Annotated in this window: 10 protein-coding genes; 3 read left to right on the top strand and 7 right to left on the bottom strand. The window is 68.9% G+C overall.

Features of this window, described 5'->3' with window-relative positions; translation table 11 throughout:
- The first annotated feature begins 54 nt into the window (after positions 1 to 54).
- Genes BN3385_RS01045 through BN3385_RS01035 form a run of 3 tightly spaced genes read left to right on the top strand, consistent with a single transcriptional unit; the run spans position 55 to position 2,033 of the window.
- A complete protein-coding gene (locus tag BN3385_RS01045) occupies positions 55 to 345 on the top strand; it encodes a hypothetical protein (RefSeq protein ID WP_231748604.1) in 291 nt (96 codons plus the stop codon).
- Positions 342 to 764, top strand: coding sequence for an RDD family protein (locus BN3385_RS01040; protein WP_059014262.1), 423 nt, complete (start codon positions 342 to 344; stop codon positions 762 to 764). The genes BN3385_RS01045 and BN3385_RS01040 overlap by 4 nt, the downstream gene beginning before the upstream one ends.
- A gap of 9 nt (positions 765 to 773) precedes the next feature.
- Positions 774 to 2,033 carry a serine/threonine-protein kinase gene (locus tag BN3385_RS01035; RefSeq protein WP_059014260.1) on the top strand — a complete coding sequence of 420 codons (1,260 nt, stop codon included), beginning with the start codon at positions 774 to 776 and terminating at the stop codon, positions 2,031 to 2,033.
- On the opposite strand, the gene BN3385_RS01030 is transcribed toward BN3385_RS01035, so the two are convergent.
- The 7 genes from BN3385_RS01030 to BN3385_RS01000 all read right to left on the bottom strand — a co-directional run bounded on the left by BN3385_RS01030 (position 2,034) and on the right by BN3385_RS01000 (position 16,667).
- Complete coding sequence (locus BN3385_RS01030; RefSeq protein WP_059016256.1) at positions 2,034 to 2,363, bottom strand: hypothetical protein; 330 nt, start codon at positions 2,361 to 2,363, stop codon at positions 2,034 to 2,036.
- Positions 2,364 to 2,556: 193 nt separating this feature from the next.
- On the bottom strand, positions 2,557 to 4,056 hold the full coding sequence (locus BN3385_RS01025; RefSeq protein WP_059014258.1) for an APC family permease: 1,500 nt from the start codon (positions 4,054 to 4,056) through the stop codon (positions 2,557 to 2,559).
- Between the two features lie 49 nt (positions 4,057 to 4,105).
- Positions 4,106 to 4,843 (bottom strand): hypothetical protein, encoded by a 738-nt coding sequence (locus tag BN3385_RS01020; RefSeq protein WP_059014256.1) that lies wholly within the window; start codon positions 4,841 to 4,843, stop codon positions 4,106 to 4,108.
- 105 nt (positions 4,844 to 4,948) lie between these two features.
- Positions 4,949 to 8,191 carry an arabinosyltransferase domain-containing protein gene (locus BN3385_RS01015; RefSeq protein WP_059014253.1) on the bottom strand — a complete coding sequence of 1,081 codons (3,243 nt, stop codon included), beginning with the start codon at positions 8,189 to 8,191 and terminating at the stop codon, positions 4,949 to 4,951.
- A gap of 10 nt (positions 8,192 to 8,201) precedes the next feature.
- Complete coding sequence (locus BN3385_RS01010; RefSeq protein WP_059014251.1) at positions 8,202 to 11,471, bottom strand: arabinosyltransferase domain-containing protein; 3,270 nt, start codon at positions 11,469 to 11,471, stop codon at positions 8,202 to 8,204.
- Between the two features lie 88 nt (positions 11,472 to 11,559).
- Positions 11,560 to 14,823, bottom strand: a complete 3,264-nt coding sequence (locus BN3385_RS01005) for an arabinosyltransferase domain-containing protein (protein ID WP_082690215.1) — start codon at positions 14,821 to 14,823, stop codon at positions 11,560 to 11,562.
- Between the two features lie 2 nt (positions 14,824 to 14,825).
- On the bottom strand, positions 14,826 to 16,667 hold the full coding sequence (locus tag BN3385_RS01000; protein ID WP_059014248.1) for a galactan 5-O-arabinofuranosyltransferase: 1,842 nt from the start codon (positions 16,665 to 16,667) through the stop codon (positions 14,826 to 14,828).
- Between the last annotated feature and the right edge of the window lie 2 nt (positions 16,668 to 16,669).

The following is a 16,669-nucleotide window of genomic DNA, read 5'->3' as shown; positions in this document are numbered from 1 at the left end:
CGTGTCGAAGCCACCCGCCTTTCTGTTGGGGCGGTCACCAGGATCACCGAACTGGTGCTTGACCAGATCGACCTGACCGCGCTGGTACGTGAGCGCGTCGACATCGATGCGATCGTGGCCGATGTCGACATCGACGCCATCATCGCGCGGATCGATCTGATCGGGCTGGCCGATCAGATCATCGACGGGGTGGATCTGCCTGCGATCATCCGGGATTCCACCGGAACGGTCACCGCCGAGGTGATGACCGATGTGCGCACCCAGACCGCCCGTGCCGACGACGTCGTCTCCGGTTTCGTCGATCGGGTGCTCGGCCGCACCACCGAACCGCGAGAGCCCCAGTGACCAACGCGGGCATCGTCTCGCGCGGCCTGGCGGCTCTGGTGGACATGGTGGTGGTCATCGTGACGATGGGGCTGCTCTATCTCGGCCTGACGCTGACCACACTCATCGTCAATCCCACGTCGTTCCGGTTCCCGGCCCCCAACCTGATCTTCTCCAGCGCGGTGACGTTCGCGGTGTCTGTGCTCTACCTGACCGTCTGCTGGACGCTGTCCGGGCGGACAGTGGGCGCGGTCCTGCTGGGCGTGCGGGTGGTCGGCAGGCGCGCTGAGCGGCTCGCACTGCCCGTCGCCGCGCTGCGGGCGTTCGCCTGCGTGCTCTTTCCCATCGGCCTGCTGTGGGTGGCCGTCGACCGCGGTCGACGGTCGGTTCAGGACATCCTGCTGGGCAGCCGCGTCGTCTACGACCGTCCGACTCAGTAGGATGCCCCAATGCCGTTAGCGGACGGCCAGATTGTTGCTGGTTACACCATCCTGCGGACGCTGGGCGCAGGAGGCATGGGCGAGGTCTACCTGGTCCAGCACCCCCGTCTGCCACGCCGCGACGCACTGAAGGTGCTCGGCTCGGCGGTCAGCCGCGACGACGAGTACCGGCAGCGGTTCAACCTGGAGGCCGATATGGTCGCCACGCTGTCCCATCCGCACATCGTCACCATCTACGACCGCGGCGAGTTCGACGACAAGCTGTGGATCGCGATGGAGTTCATCGACGGCACCGACGCGTCGCATCTGCTCGCCGATAGGTACCCCTATGGGATGCCGCCCGAGGACGTGGTGCGGATCGTCACCGCGGTGGCCGAGGCTCTCGATTACGCCCACAGCCGCGGCTTGCTGCACCGCGACATCAAGCCGGCCAACATCCTGCTCGGTCGCCCCGAGTCCGGCGACCCGCGGGTGGCGCTGGCCGACTTCGGCATCGCCCGCTGGATGGGCCAGGCGAGCAATCTGACCGGGACCAACATGACGGTCGGGACGGTCGCCTATGCCGCACCGGAACAGCTCAAGGGTGAGGAGATCGACGGCCACGCCGACCAGTACGCACTGGCGGCCACGGCCTACCACCTGCTGACCGGCATGCCGCCCTTCCAGCACACCAACCCGGCGATCGTCATCAGCGCGCACCTGAGCTCGGATCCGCCGTCGATCGGGGCGAAGCGCCCGGAGTTGGCCGGGTTGGGTCCGGTGTTCGCCAAGGCGCTGGCCAAGGATGCCGACGCCCGCTATGCCCGCTGCGTCGACTTCGCCCGCGATCTGCGTGTCGGGCTCGGGTCGACCGCGCTGTCGGCGGCGGAAGGCCAGACGAAGAAGGCGGGTGCGCCGCGCGCCCGGCACGCCAAACCGGAGTCGGGCCGGTCCCGGCGCCGGCTGTTGGTCCCGGCGATCCTGGGTGCGGCCATCATCGTCGCCGGTGCCGCCGCGGGGATCAGCCTGCTGTTCGGCGATCGCGGCGTGCACACCGCTGCCACAACGCACTCACCGCCGTCAACGCCGCCCCCACCGCCTGCGGTGGCCGGCCGGATGGACCTGCCGATCGTGGTGATCGGCGCCAACTGTGCAGTGCTGGGGGCGGCCGCCGTCAGCGAGGTCGGCGCGCCCGCCTACTGCGCGCACGCCTCGCCGGGCGCCACCGCGACGGTGTGGTCACTGCAACCGGAGAAGTTGCTCAGCGACCCGCAGTCGTCCGGCAGTTGATCACAGCGGAATCCACTGCCCCAGGAACCAGAAGCCCCAGCCGTGGCCGTCGCCGGCCGGCATCGGCTGCACCCACTGACCGTTCCAGTTGAACGGCTGATGATCCTGGCGGCCCTGATCGACACCGCGCTGCTGCCAGTCGGCCGGGCCGTTGTTGGGGCCGTTGTTGGGCCCGTTGTTCGGGCCCGGGTTGTTCTGGCACGCGCCGGGATTGGGGCCGCAGGGCTGGCCGGGATTCGCGCTGGCGGTGCCCGCGCCGATTCCGAACAGCGCGGCCGCTCCGATTCCCGCTGCCGCCGTCGTGGTGTACATCACGCGCTTGAGGTTCATGGTCATCTCCGTTTCGTGTCCTCCTACTTGCCTGCGCAACGTTATGGAGGGCCGATGGGCGACCACTGTGCCGATGATGGGCCTGGGCTAGGTGTTCGGTAACGGAACGAAAACAGCTATTTATCAACGGCTTTGACAATTTCACAGCGCTATGCGCGCTGTCACACAGCGAACGGCTAGGTTCGGACTGTCCTCAGGTGCGTTCCTTCGGCAGCGTCTCGCCGCGGAAGAAGCTCGGCGACTTGATGTTCCACAGGATCATCAGCACCACGCCGAAGGCCAGGCTGAGCACTCCGACAATGAACACTGTGCCTATCCCGGCCACCGATCCGCCGGAACCGTACTCCGGGTCGATCATGTGGTAGGCCTCGGTGATGCCGACCGGGATGAGGATCAGCGCGCCGATTCCAGGCAGGATCACTTGTTCCAGAGCGGTTTTCACCGATCGGAATGCGGTCCGCCAGAAGTAGACCACCGAGGACACCGCGACCACCGAGTAGTAGGTCATGATCGCGATGCCGACGCTGTAGACCGAGTCCTCGACGATGCTCTCGCTGACCAGCGTGAGACCGCCGTAGATGACCAGGCTGGTCAGTCCGATCACCCAGGTGGCGAACTTCGGGGTCTGGCTCACCTGGTCGACGGAATCGAACCGCTTCGGCAGCGCCTTGTACGTCGCCATCGACAGCACACCGCGCGCCGTCGGCATCACCGTCGACATGGTTGCGGAGAACGCCGAGATTCCCACGATCAGGGCCGCGACGACGGCGCCCCGTGTGCCGATCGCCTCACCGGCCAGCGTGGTGAAGACGTCGTCGATGTTGCTCTCGTTGGTCAGGCTGGTCGGGCTGGTCTCGTCGATACCCGCGAAAGCCAGTGCGGCCACGCTGAAGATCACGTAGGTGACCACGGTGATGATGATCGCCGTCACGCCGCTGCGGCCGGCCTGCTCCGGAGTGCCCGTCGTCTCCTCGGACATAGCCAGTGAGGCGTCGAAACCCCAGAAGATGAAGATGGCGACCAGGAAGCCGCCCAGCAGGGCACCGGGACTCTCGATGGCGAACGGGTTGAACCAGTTCAGCGAAAACGGTTCGGCGCTGGGATCCTGCTGGCCGCGGAATGCGGCGATGATCATGATCACCGCGAACAGTGCCAGTCCGCCGTACTGGACGATGGTCAGGATCAGGGTGGTCCGGGAGGATTCCTCGGCGCCGCGGGCCACCAGCCAGGTGGTGATCAGGATGAAGGCCGCCGCCACCAGCACGTTGAACCAGGTCGGCGGATCGTCGAGACCCAGCACCACCGCCGTCGCGTTGACCAGGATGCCGGCCGCGCCCACCCCGGCCAGGATGCTCGACAGGATCAGCGCGTAGCCGCCGATCCAGCCGATGTGCGGGGAGATGGCCTTGGAGCCCCAGGTGAACACGGTGCCGGCGTCCGGGGCGGCGTCGGTGAGGTGCTTGTAGGCCAGCGCCACGAAGTACATCGGGATCACCGCGAGGATGAACACGATCGGCAACTGATAACCGGATTCGGCCGCCCCGTGGCCCAGCGCGCCGGTCAGGGAGTAGGCCGGCGCGGTGGCGGCCAGGCCGATGGCCACCGCCCCGATCAGCGACACCGATCCCTTCTTGAGGCCCTTGGAGCGAAGGCCGTGCATCAAGGGGTCGATGGTTGCCGCGTCGTCCGCCATGTGCGGATTCTGTCACCGGCGTGGCGCGGATGTGCGATCTAGCCGATAATCACCGACCCGAGCGGGCGCCCTTCGCCGAGCCGCCGGTGCTGCGAGCGTGGCCGGTTGTTTGTCGGGTCGGCGTCGAATGCTGTTGCGGCGCTGCGAATACACTGGTCCGCGAGGCGGCCGGCTTCGCGCTGACGCGCTGTGGCGCTGCGGTCGCCCGGTGTGCTCGGTGCTGCCGGCCGACTGACGTTGTGGTCACGTCCGCGGGGCGTGCGCCGGCTCGCCCTTTCGTCACGGACACGCGGGTGGCTGCTGCCGGCGCGGCCGGTGAGAAGATCTCGGACACCGCACTAGCGACGAAGACGATCGGGCCCAACACCGCGCCGATCGGGGCGCCGATGACCGCTCCGATGACGGCTGTGGCCTGGATGATCGGCGTGACGAGCGGGTACAAGGGCTCAGGAACCCAGCCCAGTAGATTCCCGGCCAGGATCCCGCCGCCGATGAAGCCGAAGAAGAGTCCCGCAGCGGCGCCCGACACCGGCGACGCCAGCAACGCCCCTACGACGTCGACGACGCTGTTCGCGCCCGCCGACACCGCGGCGGCCCGGGCGTCCCGGGCATCCCGCAGGGGTCCGGAGAGTGTCGTGAGCTGAACGGCCTGGACGGAGATCGTTGGCGCGGTCAAGGCCATGGGCGGCTTCGGCGGCTCGATTGTCATCGGGGCCAGGACAACGGCACTCGCGGCGATGACGGCGATCGCGGCGGACAGTGGTGAACGGGTGGCGGAGTGAACCATGATTTCGGCCCCTGACGATGCGTGGATTCGTTGACGAGTTCCACGCTGTGGGAAGCGGACCACCGCGGTGTCAGTAGCCGGCTACTGCACTACGGCTTGATCCGGCTAGGGCTTGATCCGGATACGGCCCGGCTTCCACAACCCGCTGTGGGTGGCGGTGCCCAGCTCGATCTGCGCCGGTTCGGCATCGACGATGGTGTCGAACTTGCGCAGCGAGCCCCAGTCCCGGCCCCAGTCGTGGGACAGGTAGGTGGCCATCACGTTCTGGCGCAGCAGCAGGTCGCTGATCCCCAGCAGGCCGCCGTTGCGGCCGTCCTCCCAGGTATCGGTGTCCTGCTTCTTGGCGGTGTAGTCCGGGGTGATGCGGAACTTCGGCACCTCGGTGACACCGTTGGCGTGCAGCATCGGCTGTTGGCACGGGAAGGCCAAGCCCACCGCCCAGTCCATCAGCACCGGCTGCGTCGAGCCCACGTACTCCTGGACCGACCGCAGCTCCGGCACCCGCGGCGGGGTGACGGCGATCCAATCGCCCTGTGACAGTGAGCGATCCTGGGCCACGATGCGCACCGCGGTGGCGTCGGTGGGGATCTCGGATCGGGCGAACCGCAGGTTGCGCCACGACGGTGCGGGGCCGAGGTCGTAGGGAACGACGCGGCCTTCGGGCACCGGTGCGCCGTCGGGACCGAGGCGGCCGTACTCCAATTGCACGGTCTGACCGTCGGTGAGACCGTTGAGCACGCTGCGGCCGGCGATGGTGCCCGCGGCGGTTACCACCACCAACGGATGTCCGCCGTCGTTGGGCGGCAGGGTGTACCACGCCGAGTTCAGGGTGGCTTCCTGCTGCGGGCCCTCGACGTAGCTGCCGGCCAGTGCCACCCGCGCCGGGTCCAGGCCGTAGGGCAGCGGCACCGTCGACCCGTTGACGCCAGGGCTGCTCAGCTTGATCGGCTGATCCCAGTCGTAGTCGGTGCCGGGTTGCGGGTTCGTCATCCGAATCGCTTCGGCGACAATGCGTTCCGGCACACCGTTCGGGGTGAAGCCGACGGGCTTGGTGCCGCCCAGCGGCCCGAGGGGCCCGTAATCGCCGGGGAGCGGGCTCAGGAAGCCGGCATTGGGATCGGGTTCGACGAGCACGTCGTCGGCCAGCCCGCAGCCGCCGGAGAACGACCGAAGGTTGGCCCAGGCGTTGGAGTACGTCGGGTACTGGCGCACGATCCCGGCCGTCATCGAGCCGATGAAGACCAGCACCATGAATCCTGCGGCCAGCGGAATGGGGGCGGCGGTGACGGCGCGCGCCAACCGGCCCTCGCCCCGGTCGCGGGAACTGAAGTGCAGCCACACCGTATAGAGCGCCGACACCACGAACAGGAAGAAGAAGATGGTGCTGACGGTGATGCCGGCGATCCGCGGCATCGCGTTGTTGAACGGCACCCCGTAGCTCGAGACGTACCACCAGCCGTTGGTGGTGGCGAAGCACAGCGACAGCACGAACAGCACGGCGGTGACGACGGTCATCCGGTTACGCGACCAGCGCAGCACCTTCGGTGACACCAGCACGGTGGCCAGTGCCGCCATCGCCGCACCCACCGCGGCGAACAGCCCGAAGTGATGCACCCACTTGGTCGGGGTGAACATCAGGAAGAACACGGTGGCGAAGATGACGCCCATCAGACGCCAGGCCGGTCCGCGGGCCACCCCGGGAACCCGCTTGCGGCGCAACATGATGAACATCGAGACGAACAGCGACAGCGCAGTGATCAGGAAGCCGAACCGCCGCGACAGCGAACCGTCGACAGTCGGCAGGATCAGGTAGTAGTAGCGCAGATTCTCGGTGTACCAGGCCTGGCTGGGGCCGATGTCGGTGCGAATCCTGGTGGCTTCCAACACCGTTGCCAGGGTTTGGTCGGCGAACACCACGACGAGAACGATGGTGCCCGCCGCCAGCAGGGGGGCGATCAGCGGCCAGGTGCCGACGATGCCGCGGCGGCGGACCAGGATGCGCAGGATCGGCCGGCCACCGGCGATCAGCGCAGCCACCGCGATCAGGCCGGTGGGTTGGATACCGAGAGTGAAGGCGGCGCTGATGATCGCCAGCGCGAACGGTGTGAGCCGGCCGGAGATGATCGCGCGCTCGATGAGCACATAGGTGATCAGCGCGCCGGTGGCGATCTGGCCCTCCGGGCGCAGGCCGTTGTTGAACGGCATCCACGCGGCCATCAGCACCAGGCCGGCCGCCCACAGCGCGGGCCTGCTGGCCTCCACGGCAGGGCCCAACCGCGGCAACACTTCCCGGGACAGCAGCAGCCAGCACAACAGCGCGCAGAACAGGTCCGGCAGCCGCATCCAGATGCTGGCGTCGCTGACGTGGGTCATCAGGGCCAGCACGTTGTAGAACCAGCCGAACGGATCTTCGGGGCTGCCGAACCAGCGGAAGTAGTTCGACATGTAGCCGGCATGGTCGGCCACCCGCGCCATGCCCAGGATGTAGCCGTCGTCCGAGGAGTTGGCGCCGATGACATGCCACACCAGGAACCCGGTGATCACCGACGCGTCGACAGCGGTGAAGGTGCGCCAGCGCTGCGGGATCCAGGAGTGCATGCGATGGCCGTCGAGCCGGTCCAGCCGCCACAGTGCCGTCAGCGCAACGATTGTCGCGGCGATCGCCAGCAGCATCGCGGCCAGTTTCAGCGCGGTCGGCTTGGTGGAGAACCGGGTGTCGATGGTCGCCGAGAAGCTCAGGCCGGGGGGAGCCGGACCGGTCAGGTCGGTGAACACCCCGACGATCGCCGGACGCAGGTTCGGGTCGGGGAACCCGCTGCGCATCTCCTTACCGGTGGTCGGATCTGAGCCATTCCCCGTGTCGCTTCGCTCCTGCCCGCCGGTCAGGCCGACGAACGTCGCGAACGTCCCCGACTCGTCGGAGGTGATCTCGATCCGCGAGCAGCCGGCCACCTTCGAGCGCGGCACACTGGCGATCACCACATTGCGGTCGGTGATGTCGACGCGCTGAGTGCTGACGTTGACGAACAGCGAATTCAGCGCTGCCTCTTTGCCTTTCTTCGGCGCCAGGCCCAGCACCAGCCCGCCCTGCGGGGGCATGGCCCGGATGACGTCGCACGGGATGGTCGCCTTGAGCGACACCGGCGCCTGCGAGATCAGCGGCGCGGTCACATTGCTGAACTGCCCACCCTGGGGCCAGTTCAGCGTCGCGGTGGTCTGCACCACCGGCAGCAGCGGGGTCAGCACCGACAGCACGAAGCCGAGCAGGCCCGAGATCGTCGCCACCCACCGGGTGACCTTCACGTCGTGCGCGGCGTCGCGCGCATTGGCAGCGAGAGTCTGTGTCATGGCGCCCCTATCACGGCAAGGCCCTGATCGGTCCGTTGCGGCTCCAGCCGAACACCTTCACCGAACCCTGGTCGATCACGGCGTTCGGCGCCTGGTCGGCGGGCACCAGGCGGATGTAGCGCTCCAGCGCACCCCAGTCGCGGTACCAGTCGTCGCGCAGGTAGGTCGGGATGGTCGCGGTGGTCAGCAGGGCCTGGATGAACAGGAACGGACCACCGGCCCGGGCCGACTGCCACATATTCGACGACACCACAACCTGTTTCAGGTTCGGCAGGATCCGGTACTCGGGCAGCTCGGCCACCCCGAGGTGCTCGGAGAACGGCCGCTGGCAGGGGAAGTTCGCGGCGGTGGCGATGTCCATCAGGATCGGGGTCTGCGTGCCCAGGAACTGCTGCGCGGTCTGCAGCACCGGCACCCGCGGCGGGGTGAAGCCGAACCACTGGTCATCGCTGAGGTTCGGGTCATCGGCCACGATGCGCGCCACATTGGCCTCCGGCGGTGCCCACGCCAGCGGGAAACGCAGGTTGCGCCAAGCCTTTTGGGCGATCACGTCGATGGGCTGCACGGAGTTCAGGGCCTGGAAGCTGCCGTCGGGCTTGCGCACACCCCACTGCAGTTTCAGCGACTGGCCGTAATTGAACTGGCCTTCTTCGTCGTAGAACCAAATGGCGCCGGCCGCGGCGACAGTCACCAGCGGGCGGTCCGGGGTGCGCGGCGGTAACTGGTACCAGGCCGAGGTGGCCTTGGCGGCGACGGTGTTCTCCTTGTAGGAGCCCATCACCGGGGTGGTCTTGGGATCCAGGCCGAACGGCAGGAACACCCGCGAGCCGTTCACCCCGACCGGGCCGTACCCGCCGCCGGTGCCCGCCGCATAGGCGATGCCGACGTTCGGCTTGTTCGGAGAGCCGTCGGAGTTCACCGTGCCGGGGTTGGCGACGAACGGTTCGGCGGGCTCGAGGGTGTCGCTGATGCCGTTGGGGGTGAAGCCGATGGGGTTCTCCCCGCCCAGCGGGCCGTACTCGCCCCACTTCTGGCCCGGAACCGGTTGCAGCATCCCGGCATTGGTGTCCGGCTCGACCAGCACGTCATCGGCCATCGCGCAGCTGTTCTTCGACAGCCCCGAGCTCAGCGCCGACACGTTGGCCTTCGCGGTGGTGTACACGGGGTAGCGCTGGACGAAGGCCTTGGTCATCGAGCCGACTTCGAGCAGCACCATGATGATCGCGACCACCAGCAGCGGGGTGGAGGCCAGCACCCGGTTGCGGCGGGTGTCCTTGACCTCGGTGTGCCCGGCGTAGTCCATCCGGAAGTGCAACCAACCGGCGAGCAGGCCGGTGACGACGGCCAGCCCGAGGAACATGCTCGTCACCGGCTGGTGGGCGATCACCGGCTGGCGGTCGAACCACGGCACCCCGTAGTTACCGACGTAGAACCAGCCGTTGATGCCCGAGGTGGCCCACGCCAGAACGAACAGCAGTGCGGTGACCCACAGCGCCAGGTTGCGTCGGCTGTGCAGGCCCACCCGGGCGAACGCGAAGGCGGCGACCCCGCCGAGTGCTCCGGCCAGCCCGGCGAACGCACCGAACTGGACCGCCCACTTGGTCGGGGTGAACGTCAGCAGCAGCAGCCCGATCGCCGTGCTGCCGACGAGCCGCCACACCGGGCCGTTGGCCACCCCGGGCACGCTGCCGCGCCGCAGCAGCACCGCCAGCAGGCCGAACAGGCACAGCACCATGACCAGCACGGCGAACCGGCGGGTCAGAGAGCTCTCCACGTTGTCTTCGACGGTCAGGAAGTAGTAGCGCAGGAAGTCCTGGTACCAGGCGATGGTCGGGCCTACCACGTACTTGATGCGGGCCGACTCGGCGACGGTGGCCAGTGTCTGGTCGCGGAACACCACCACGAAGATGACCGATAGCGACGCGGCCAGCGCGGCCGCCGGCGCCAGCACACCGTCGGTGGCGCGGCGGCTGCCGATGACCCGCAGCACCGCCCGGGACCCGACCAGGATCGGCGCCAGCGCGATCAGACCCTGCGGGGCCAGCGTCACGCTGAACACGGCCACGAGGAGGGCGATGGCCGCCGGAACCAGCCGGCGGGTGGCGATCGAGTTCTCCACCAGAATCCAGGCGGCCAGTGCGCCGAAGGCGATCAGCGGTTCGGGACGCAGGCCGTTGTTGAACGGCAGCCACGCGGCCAGGAACACCGCACCCGCGGTCCACACCGCGACCCGGTTGAGGGACAGCCGCCTGCCCAGCCGGGGCAGCACACAGCGGCTCAGGATCAGCCAGGTGCCGATACCGGCCAGCGTGGCGGGCAGCCGCATCCACACCCCGGCGGTGCTCACCGATGCCAGCTGCGCGAGCACCGACTGGTACCAGTCGAACGGGGCCTCGGTGGCGCCGAAGAAACGGAAGTAGTTGGCGGTGTAGCCAGCCTCGCCGGACACCCGCGCAATGGTCAGGTTGTAGCCGTCATCCGAGGAGATGGCGCCGACCACATGCCACAGCAGCAGGGTGCCGATGACGGCGACGTCGGCCAGCCAGGTCGCCCAGCCCACCCGCACCAGCCGCCGCCAGGCGCCGGCCACCCGCCGGCCCGACCGGGCGTCGAGCACCCCCAACGCAATGATCGAGGCCACCACGCACAGGACGCCCAACACCATGACCGCCAGCTTCAGCGGCGTCGGGTGGGTGATGAAGCGGGTGTCGATGTCGATGCGGGCCGACAAGCCGGCCTGTGGCGGCACCTTCATATCGGTGAAGATGCCGGCGATCTGAGGCTTCTTCTCCGGTGACAACGTGCCCGTCGCACCCGGGATACCGACGAAGTCGGCGCCCACGCCGCCCGGGCCGGCCCACAGGTGCAGGGTGCTGCACGCCGGGGTGGCGATCGCGGTGCGCGGCGCCACGGCGGCCACCGTGTCCCGGAAGGCGACGACGACGGTCTCGGCGTTGGCACGCACGAACAGTCCGTTGCGGGTGGCGTCGATCCCGGCCGGCGGAATGGTGGAGAACACCAGGCCGCCCTGGGCGGGCAGCGACGCGATCGCCGCGCAGGGGATCGACACGTCCATCGACCGCGGCGCACCGGACACCAGCGGCGCGGTGACGTCGGTGATGGTGCCGTCCGGTCCCGGTGCCTGCGGCCACTGGATGGCTGCGGTGGTCTGGGTGACGGGCAGCAGAGGGGTCAGTCCGCAGAGCAGAATCCCGAGAACGCCGGCGACGACGGCGACGAGCTTCGCGATCCGGGCGGAGTCGGAACTGTCGCTGGGCACGAGGCTCGATGGTAGGCGACGCGGCTTAGCAGATTCCGAAGGCCTGCGGGCGCGCTGGAGATTTGAGATCGGATTGCAGCCCGATCGGCTACGTCGGGCGCAGTGGTGCCGGACTCCACAACCCGCTGCGGGTGGCGGTGCCGAGGTCGAGGCGGGCCGGCTGGGCGTTCGGATAGAACGGGTCGAGGCGCTGCAGCGCACCCCAGTCCCGGAACCAGTCGTCCTTCAGATAGGTCGGCACGGTGACCGCGCGGTACAGCAGCTCGCTGATACCCAGCGGGCCGCCGCCGATGTTGTCCATCACCGGCGAGTTGGCCTCGGCACCGAAGCGGTCCGGCAGGATCCGCCACTTGGGTGGTTCGATCACGCCGTTCTGGTGGCCGAACGGCCGCTGGCACGGGAACGCCAGACCGACAAGCCAGTCCAGCAGCACCGGGTCCTGGGAGCCGACGACCTCCTGCAGGCTGCGCAGTTTCGGGATGCGCGGCGGGGTCAGAGCGATCCAATGCTGCGGTGCCAGGTCGTCGTCGGAGGCGACGATCCGGATCTGGGTGGCGTCGCGCGGGATCGCCGCCAGGGGGGCGCGCAGGTTGCGCCAGGCGGGTGCGGGACCGATGTCGGCGAATCCGAGGCTGCCGCCGGGCTTGTTGGCGGCGGCACCGGCATCGGTGGCCCACTGCACCTGGACCTCGTCCTGGTCGAAGCGGCCGGCGGCGGAAACCACCAGCAGCGGAGACGACTGCCAGTCGTCGGGTAGCCGGTACCACGCCGAGCGCAGCTTCGCGGGCTGCTGGATGCCGGAGCGCCAGCTGCCCAGCACCGGGGTGCGGGCCGGGTCGAGTCCGTAGGGCAGCCGGGCCCGGGAGCCGTTGACCCCGGCGGCCGCGGTGGTGCCGCCTTCGGTACCGGCCTCGCTGCTGGTCACCACACCGTCGGTGTCGCCGAGGCTGCCGCCGCCGGGCGGCTCCATGACCGGGTCGGCCGACACGTCGGCGGGCACTCCGCCGGGGGTGAATCCTTCGGTGGTGGCGCCGAGCCCGTCGCCGACCGGGACCCCGATCGGGGTCAGGGTTCCGGCGTTCGGGTCGAGCTCGACCATCACGTCGTCGGCCAGCCCGCAGGTCTTGCCGGTCAGCGCTTGCAGGTTGGACCGTCCCACCGACCAGGCCGGCCACTGCTCGGTCATTCCGAGCGTCAGCGACAGCACCTCGAAGACCACCAGCAGCCAGGCCACGATGGCCAGCGGCGAGCCGACGATGCCCGACCACCAGCGGCGCGGGCCGGCGTCACCGCTGTCGCGTCCGGAGAAGTGGAACCAGGCGGCCAACAGCAGGGCCAGCACGGTCAGCCCGAGCAGCATGGTGGTGAAGCCGAAGTGCCATTCCGGGAACTGGTTGGACCACGGCACCCCGAAGTTGGAGACGTACCACCAGCCGTTGACGCTGGCGAACGACAGCGCGGTGATGAACAGCACCGCCGCGGCGAACACCGCACGGTTGCGTCTGGACCGCAGCACGTGGGCGGTCACCGCGACTGCCGCCAGTGCGCCCAGCGAGCCGGCCAGACCGGCGAACACCCCGAAGTGGTGGGTCCACTTGGTCGGGGTGAACATCATCGCCAGGAACGAGATGATCGTGATGCCGATGATGCGGCGGCTCGGACCGGCGGCGGTGCCGGGGATGTGGCCGCGACGCAGCATCATCGCCACCGACACCGCCAGCGCGACGAGCAGCGCGAGCACCGCGAACCGTCGCGCGACTGAGCCGTCCGGGCTGGCCATGAACAGCCGCTCGTAGCGGATGTGTTCGTCGAACCAGCTCAGGCTCGGCCCGACGGCCGACTTGAGCATGTTCGCCTGCACCTCGCCGACCAGGGTCTGGTCGCGGAAGATCAGGATGATCGTCACCGTCGCCGCGGCCAGGATCGGGGCCAGCAGCGGCAGCAGACCGAACTGCCGGGAGCGCCGGTGCAGGATCGTGCGCAGCGGCCCGATGGCCACCAGCAGCGCGCCGATCGAGGCGATGCCGGTCGGTCCGGAGAACAGCGTCAGCGCGCCGACGATGCAGGCGAAGGCGACCGGCAGCAGGCGGCTGGTCGCGACCCCGCGCTCGACGCAGATCCAGGTCAGCAGGATGCCGATCGCGATGATCGGCTCGGGGCGCAGGCCGTTGTTCAGCGGCAGCCAGAACGCCAGGAACAGCCCCGCCGCGGTCCACGACGCCGCCCGGGTGGTCTTGACGGCGTGGCCCAGCCGGGGGATGACCTCGCGGCTGATGATCCACCAGCACGCCAGCGCCATCACCAGGGTCGGCAGCCGCATCCAGACGCTGGCCGTCGACACATGCGCCCACAGCGCCAGCAGGTCGTAGTACCAGCCGAACGGCGCCTCGGGGGTGCCGAACCAGCGGTAGTAGTTGGCCATGTAGCCGGCGTGCTCGGAGACCCGGGCCATGGTCAGGATGTAGCCGTCGTCGGAGGTGTTGGCGCCGACGAAGTGCCACCAGACCAGGACGGCGATCACCAGCCCGTCCAGCGGGCGCAACGACCACCAGCGCGGCGGCAGGAAGCGCCGGTGCCGCATGCCGTCGGCGGTGTCCAGGATGTGCAGGGCGACCAGGGCGACGATGGTCAGCAGCACGCCGAGGACCATCGCGGCCATCTTCAGCGCGCTCGGTGCGCTGCTGTAGCGGGTGTCGATGGTGGCCGACAGGCTCAGGCCGGGGGGTGCCGCTCCGGACAGATCGGTGAAAACTCCGACGATCTGCGGCCGGAAGTCGTAGCCGCCGCGTTCACCCTTCAGCGGGGCGCCGGGGTCGTCGCTGTCGGGGCCTTTCGTGAGGCCGACGAACTCGGCGGTCACCTTGTCGGCGTGGGCGGTGAAAGTCAGCTTCTGGCAGGCCGGGCTCAGCACCTGGGACAGCGGTGCGACCACCACCGGGGTGTTGCGGACGACGACCACCAGGCTGTCGTTGGCGCGCTGGATCAGCAAGCCGCGGTCGACGGCCTTGGGGGCCTGCTTGGGGACGGTGGACAGCAGCACGGTCTTGCCCGTGGGCTGCAGGCCGGCTGCCGCCTGGCAGGGCACCTCGATGTTCAGATCGGTGGCGACGTAGCTGATGAGCGGTGCGGTGACGCTGTCCAGCACACCGTTCTGCGGCCAGTTGAGCTGCGCGGTGGTCTGCTTGACCGGCAGCAACGGTGTCAGGATCGCCAACAGGGCGCCCAGTAGCCCGGCGATCACGGCGACGAGGCGCGCGGTTCGATAGTTCGCCCGCGTCTGCTCCACGGAGCTAGATGGTAATTGCCGGGTTGCACCGACCGTCTGTCGCCGGCCCGGCGGCTCCGTTCCCATGACTACGGATTCCTGATGGCCAGGATGAACGGGCCGATGTCCTTGACGGTGAACTGCGGTCCCGTGAACAGATCGGCGCTGAATTCCACGGTGTAGCGGCGCACGTTGGGCTGGTTGGGGTAGACGTCCTGGGCCAGCCGCAGGGTGTAGGTGTCATTGGCGCCGCGGCGCATCAGGAACACCGTCGGCGGTGTCCAGGGCAGCGCGTCGAGTGCCTTGACCAGCTGTTCGGGCTTCTTCAGGTCGGTCCACGACTCGATGGCCGCCGCACGTCTGTCGAACTCGGCAAGCGGGTTGGCGTAGTGCGACGTCAGGCCCTGGAACCCGTAGTAGGGGTAGTAGGACAGGAAGCTGTAGTCCGCCGTGAGCACCACGGTGTCCTCGCGCGGGCGGCCGGTGACCTGCCGGATGGCTTCGTCGACCTGGGGGTAGTACTTCTCGGCGCCGGGCGGTCTGCGGTCACCGCGCTGGCCGTTGCCGTCGGTGTCGGTGTAGGCCACGGTCAGGTCGGGGCGCAGCACGTCGGGGATGTCCTGGCTGAAGCCGATCGCCCCGATCAGCCCGATCGCCGCGGCGACCGGGATGGCCTTGCGGCTGGAGCGGGCCGCGATCGCCAGGCTCACCTCGATGAAACCGAAGGCGCCTGCCGCCGACAGCAGCACTGTCAGGGTGGGCTGCAACCGGAAGGACAGCAGCGTGGTGCCGACCAGGGTGGTCAGCATCGATAGCAGCGACCACGCGTACAGCGAGAGCACCCCGATGCCGAGTGCGGCAGCGCGGGTCGAGGTGCGCGCCCGCCAGACCAGCCACAGCGTGCCCAGCATGCACAGCGCGCCGAGTAGCGAGAACTGCAGCATCGGGAAGGTCAGCACCGCGCCGTCGGCGGGCAGGTAGTGCTGGGCGCTGCCGGTGTCGCTCATCGGGCCCTTGGCGGCGCGCAGCAGGAACGGCAGCCAGGTGATCAGCGCGATGGCGGCGGCGATCGCGCCGGCGACGATCAGCCGGAGCAGGGGTTCGGCGCTGCGCCGCGCGACCGCCACGATCAGGGCCATCACGACGACGGTGAACGCGGTGTAGCCCAGCAGCAGGGTGTAGAAGGTGGCGGCTACGCCGAGGAAGACGCCGACGCCGACGACGGCCGCCCACCCGCCCTGTCGCGTCTTACCCCTGAGCCCGGACCACGCCAGGACCAACACCGGCGGGATCAGCACGGTGATCATCGCCGCATACGGCTCGGGTGAGCTGTAGGCGAGCATCACCGCGGTCGTCGCGGTGGTGACCACCAGGGCGTACTCGAAGCGGATCAGCGTCGACCACAGCACCATGGCCAGCACCACCGCCACGGCGATCGAGGTGATAGCCCACGGCTTGAACATCTCCCAGGCCGGGGTACCGGTCAGCGCGGCGGCCCGCCCGCCCAGCCAGAACCAGCCCGGCGGATAGAACGGCGGAAGCCCCGAGTAGGTCATGTCGCGCAGCGCGGGGCTCTCGGTGAGCCGGGTCAGGTACTCGGTGCGGAACTGCTGGTCCACCGAGATGCCGAACAGGTAGAGCTTGGTGGCGCCCAGCGGCATGCCGAGGGTGACGACGGTGAACGCCGCGAGGAAGACCGCGGCGGCGATGCGGGCCAGCCACTGATGGCCGCGGCGCCACACGAAGCCGGTGCCGAGCAGCAACACCAGGCAGCCGACCTGACCCACCGTCGTCAAGGCGTGCAGTTGATTGGACGACGGGAAGGCCGGCCATTCGACGGTCGAGATCGCGGTCAGCGCGACCACCGACACCACCACGGCAAGGGCAGCTGCCAGAGCCAGATGGCCGACGGTGGCCAGTGCTTTACGCATGC

The sequence above is a fragment of the Mycobacterium sp. M26 genome (assembly GCF_001494595.1).
In the GTDB taxonomy this organism is placed as follows: domain Bacteria; phylum Actinomycetota; class Actinomycetes; order Mycobacteriales; family Mycobacteriaceae; genus Mycobacterium.
Note: the sequence above shows the minus strand (reverse complement) of the source record. Positions and strands in the feature narration are given on the sequence as shown.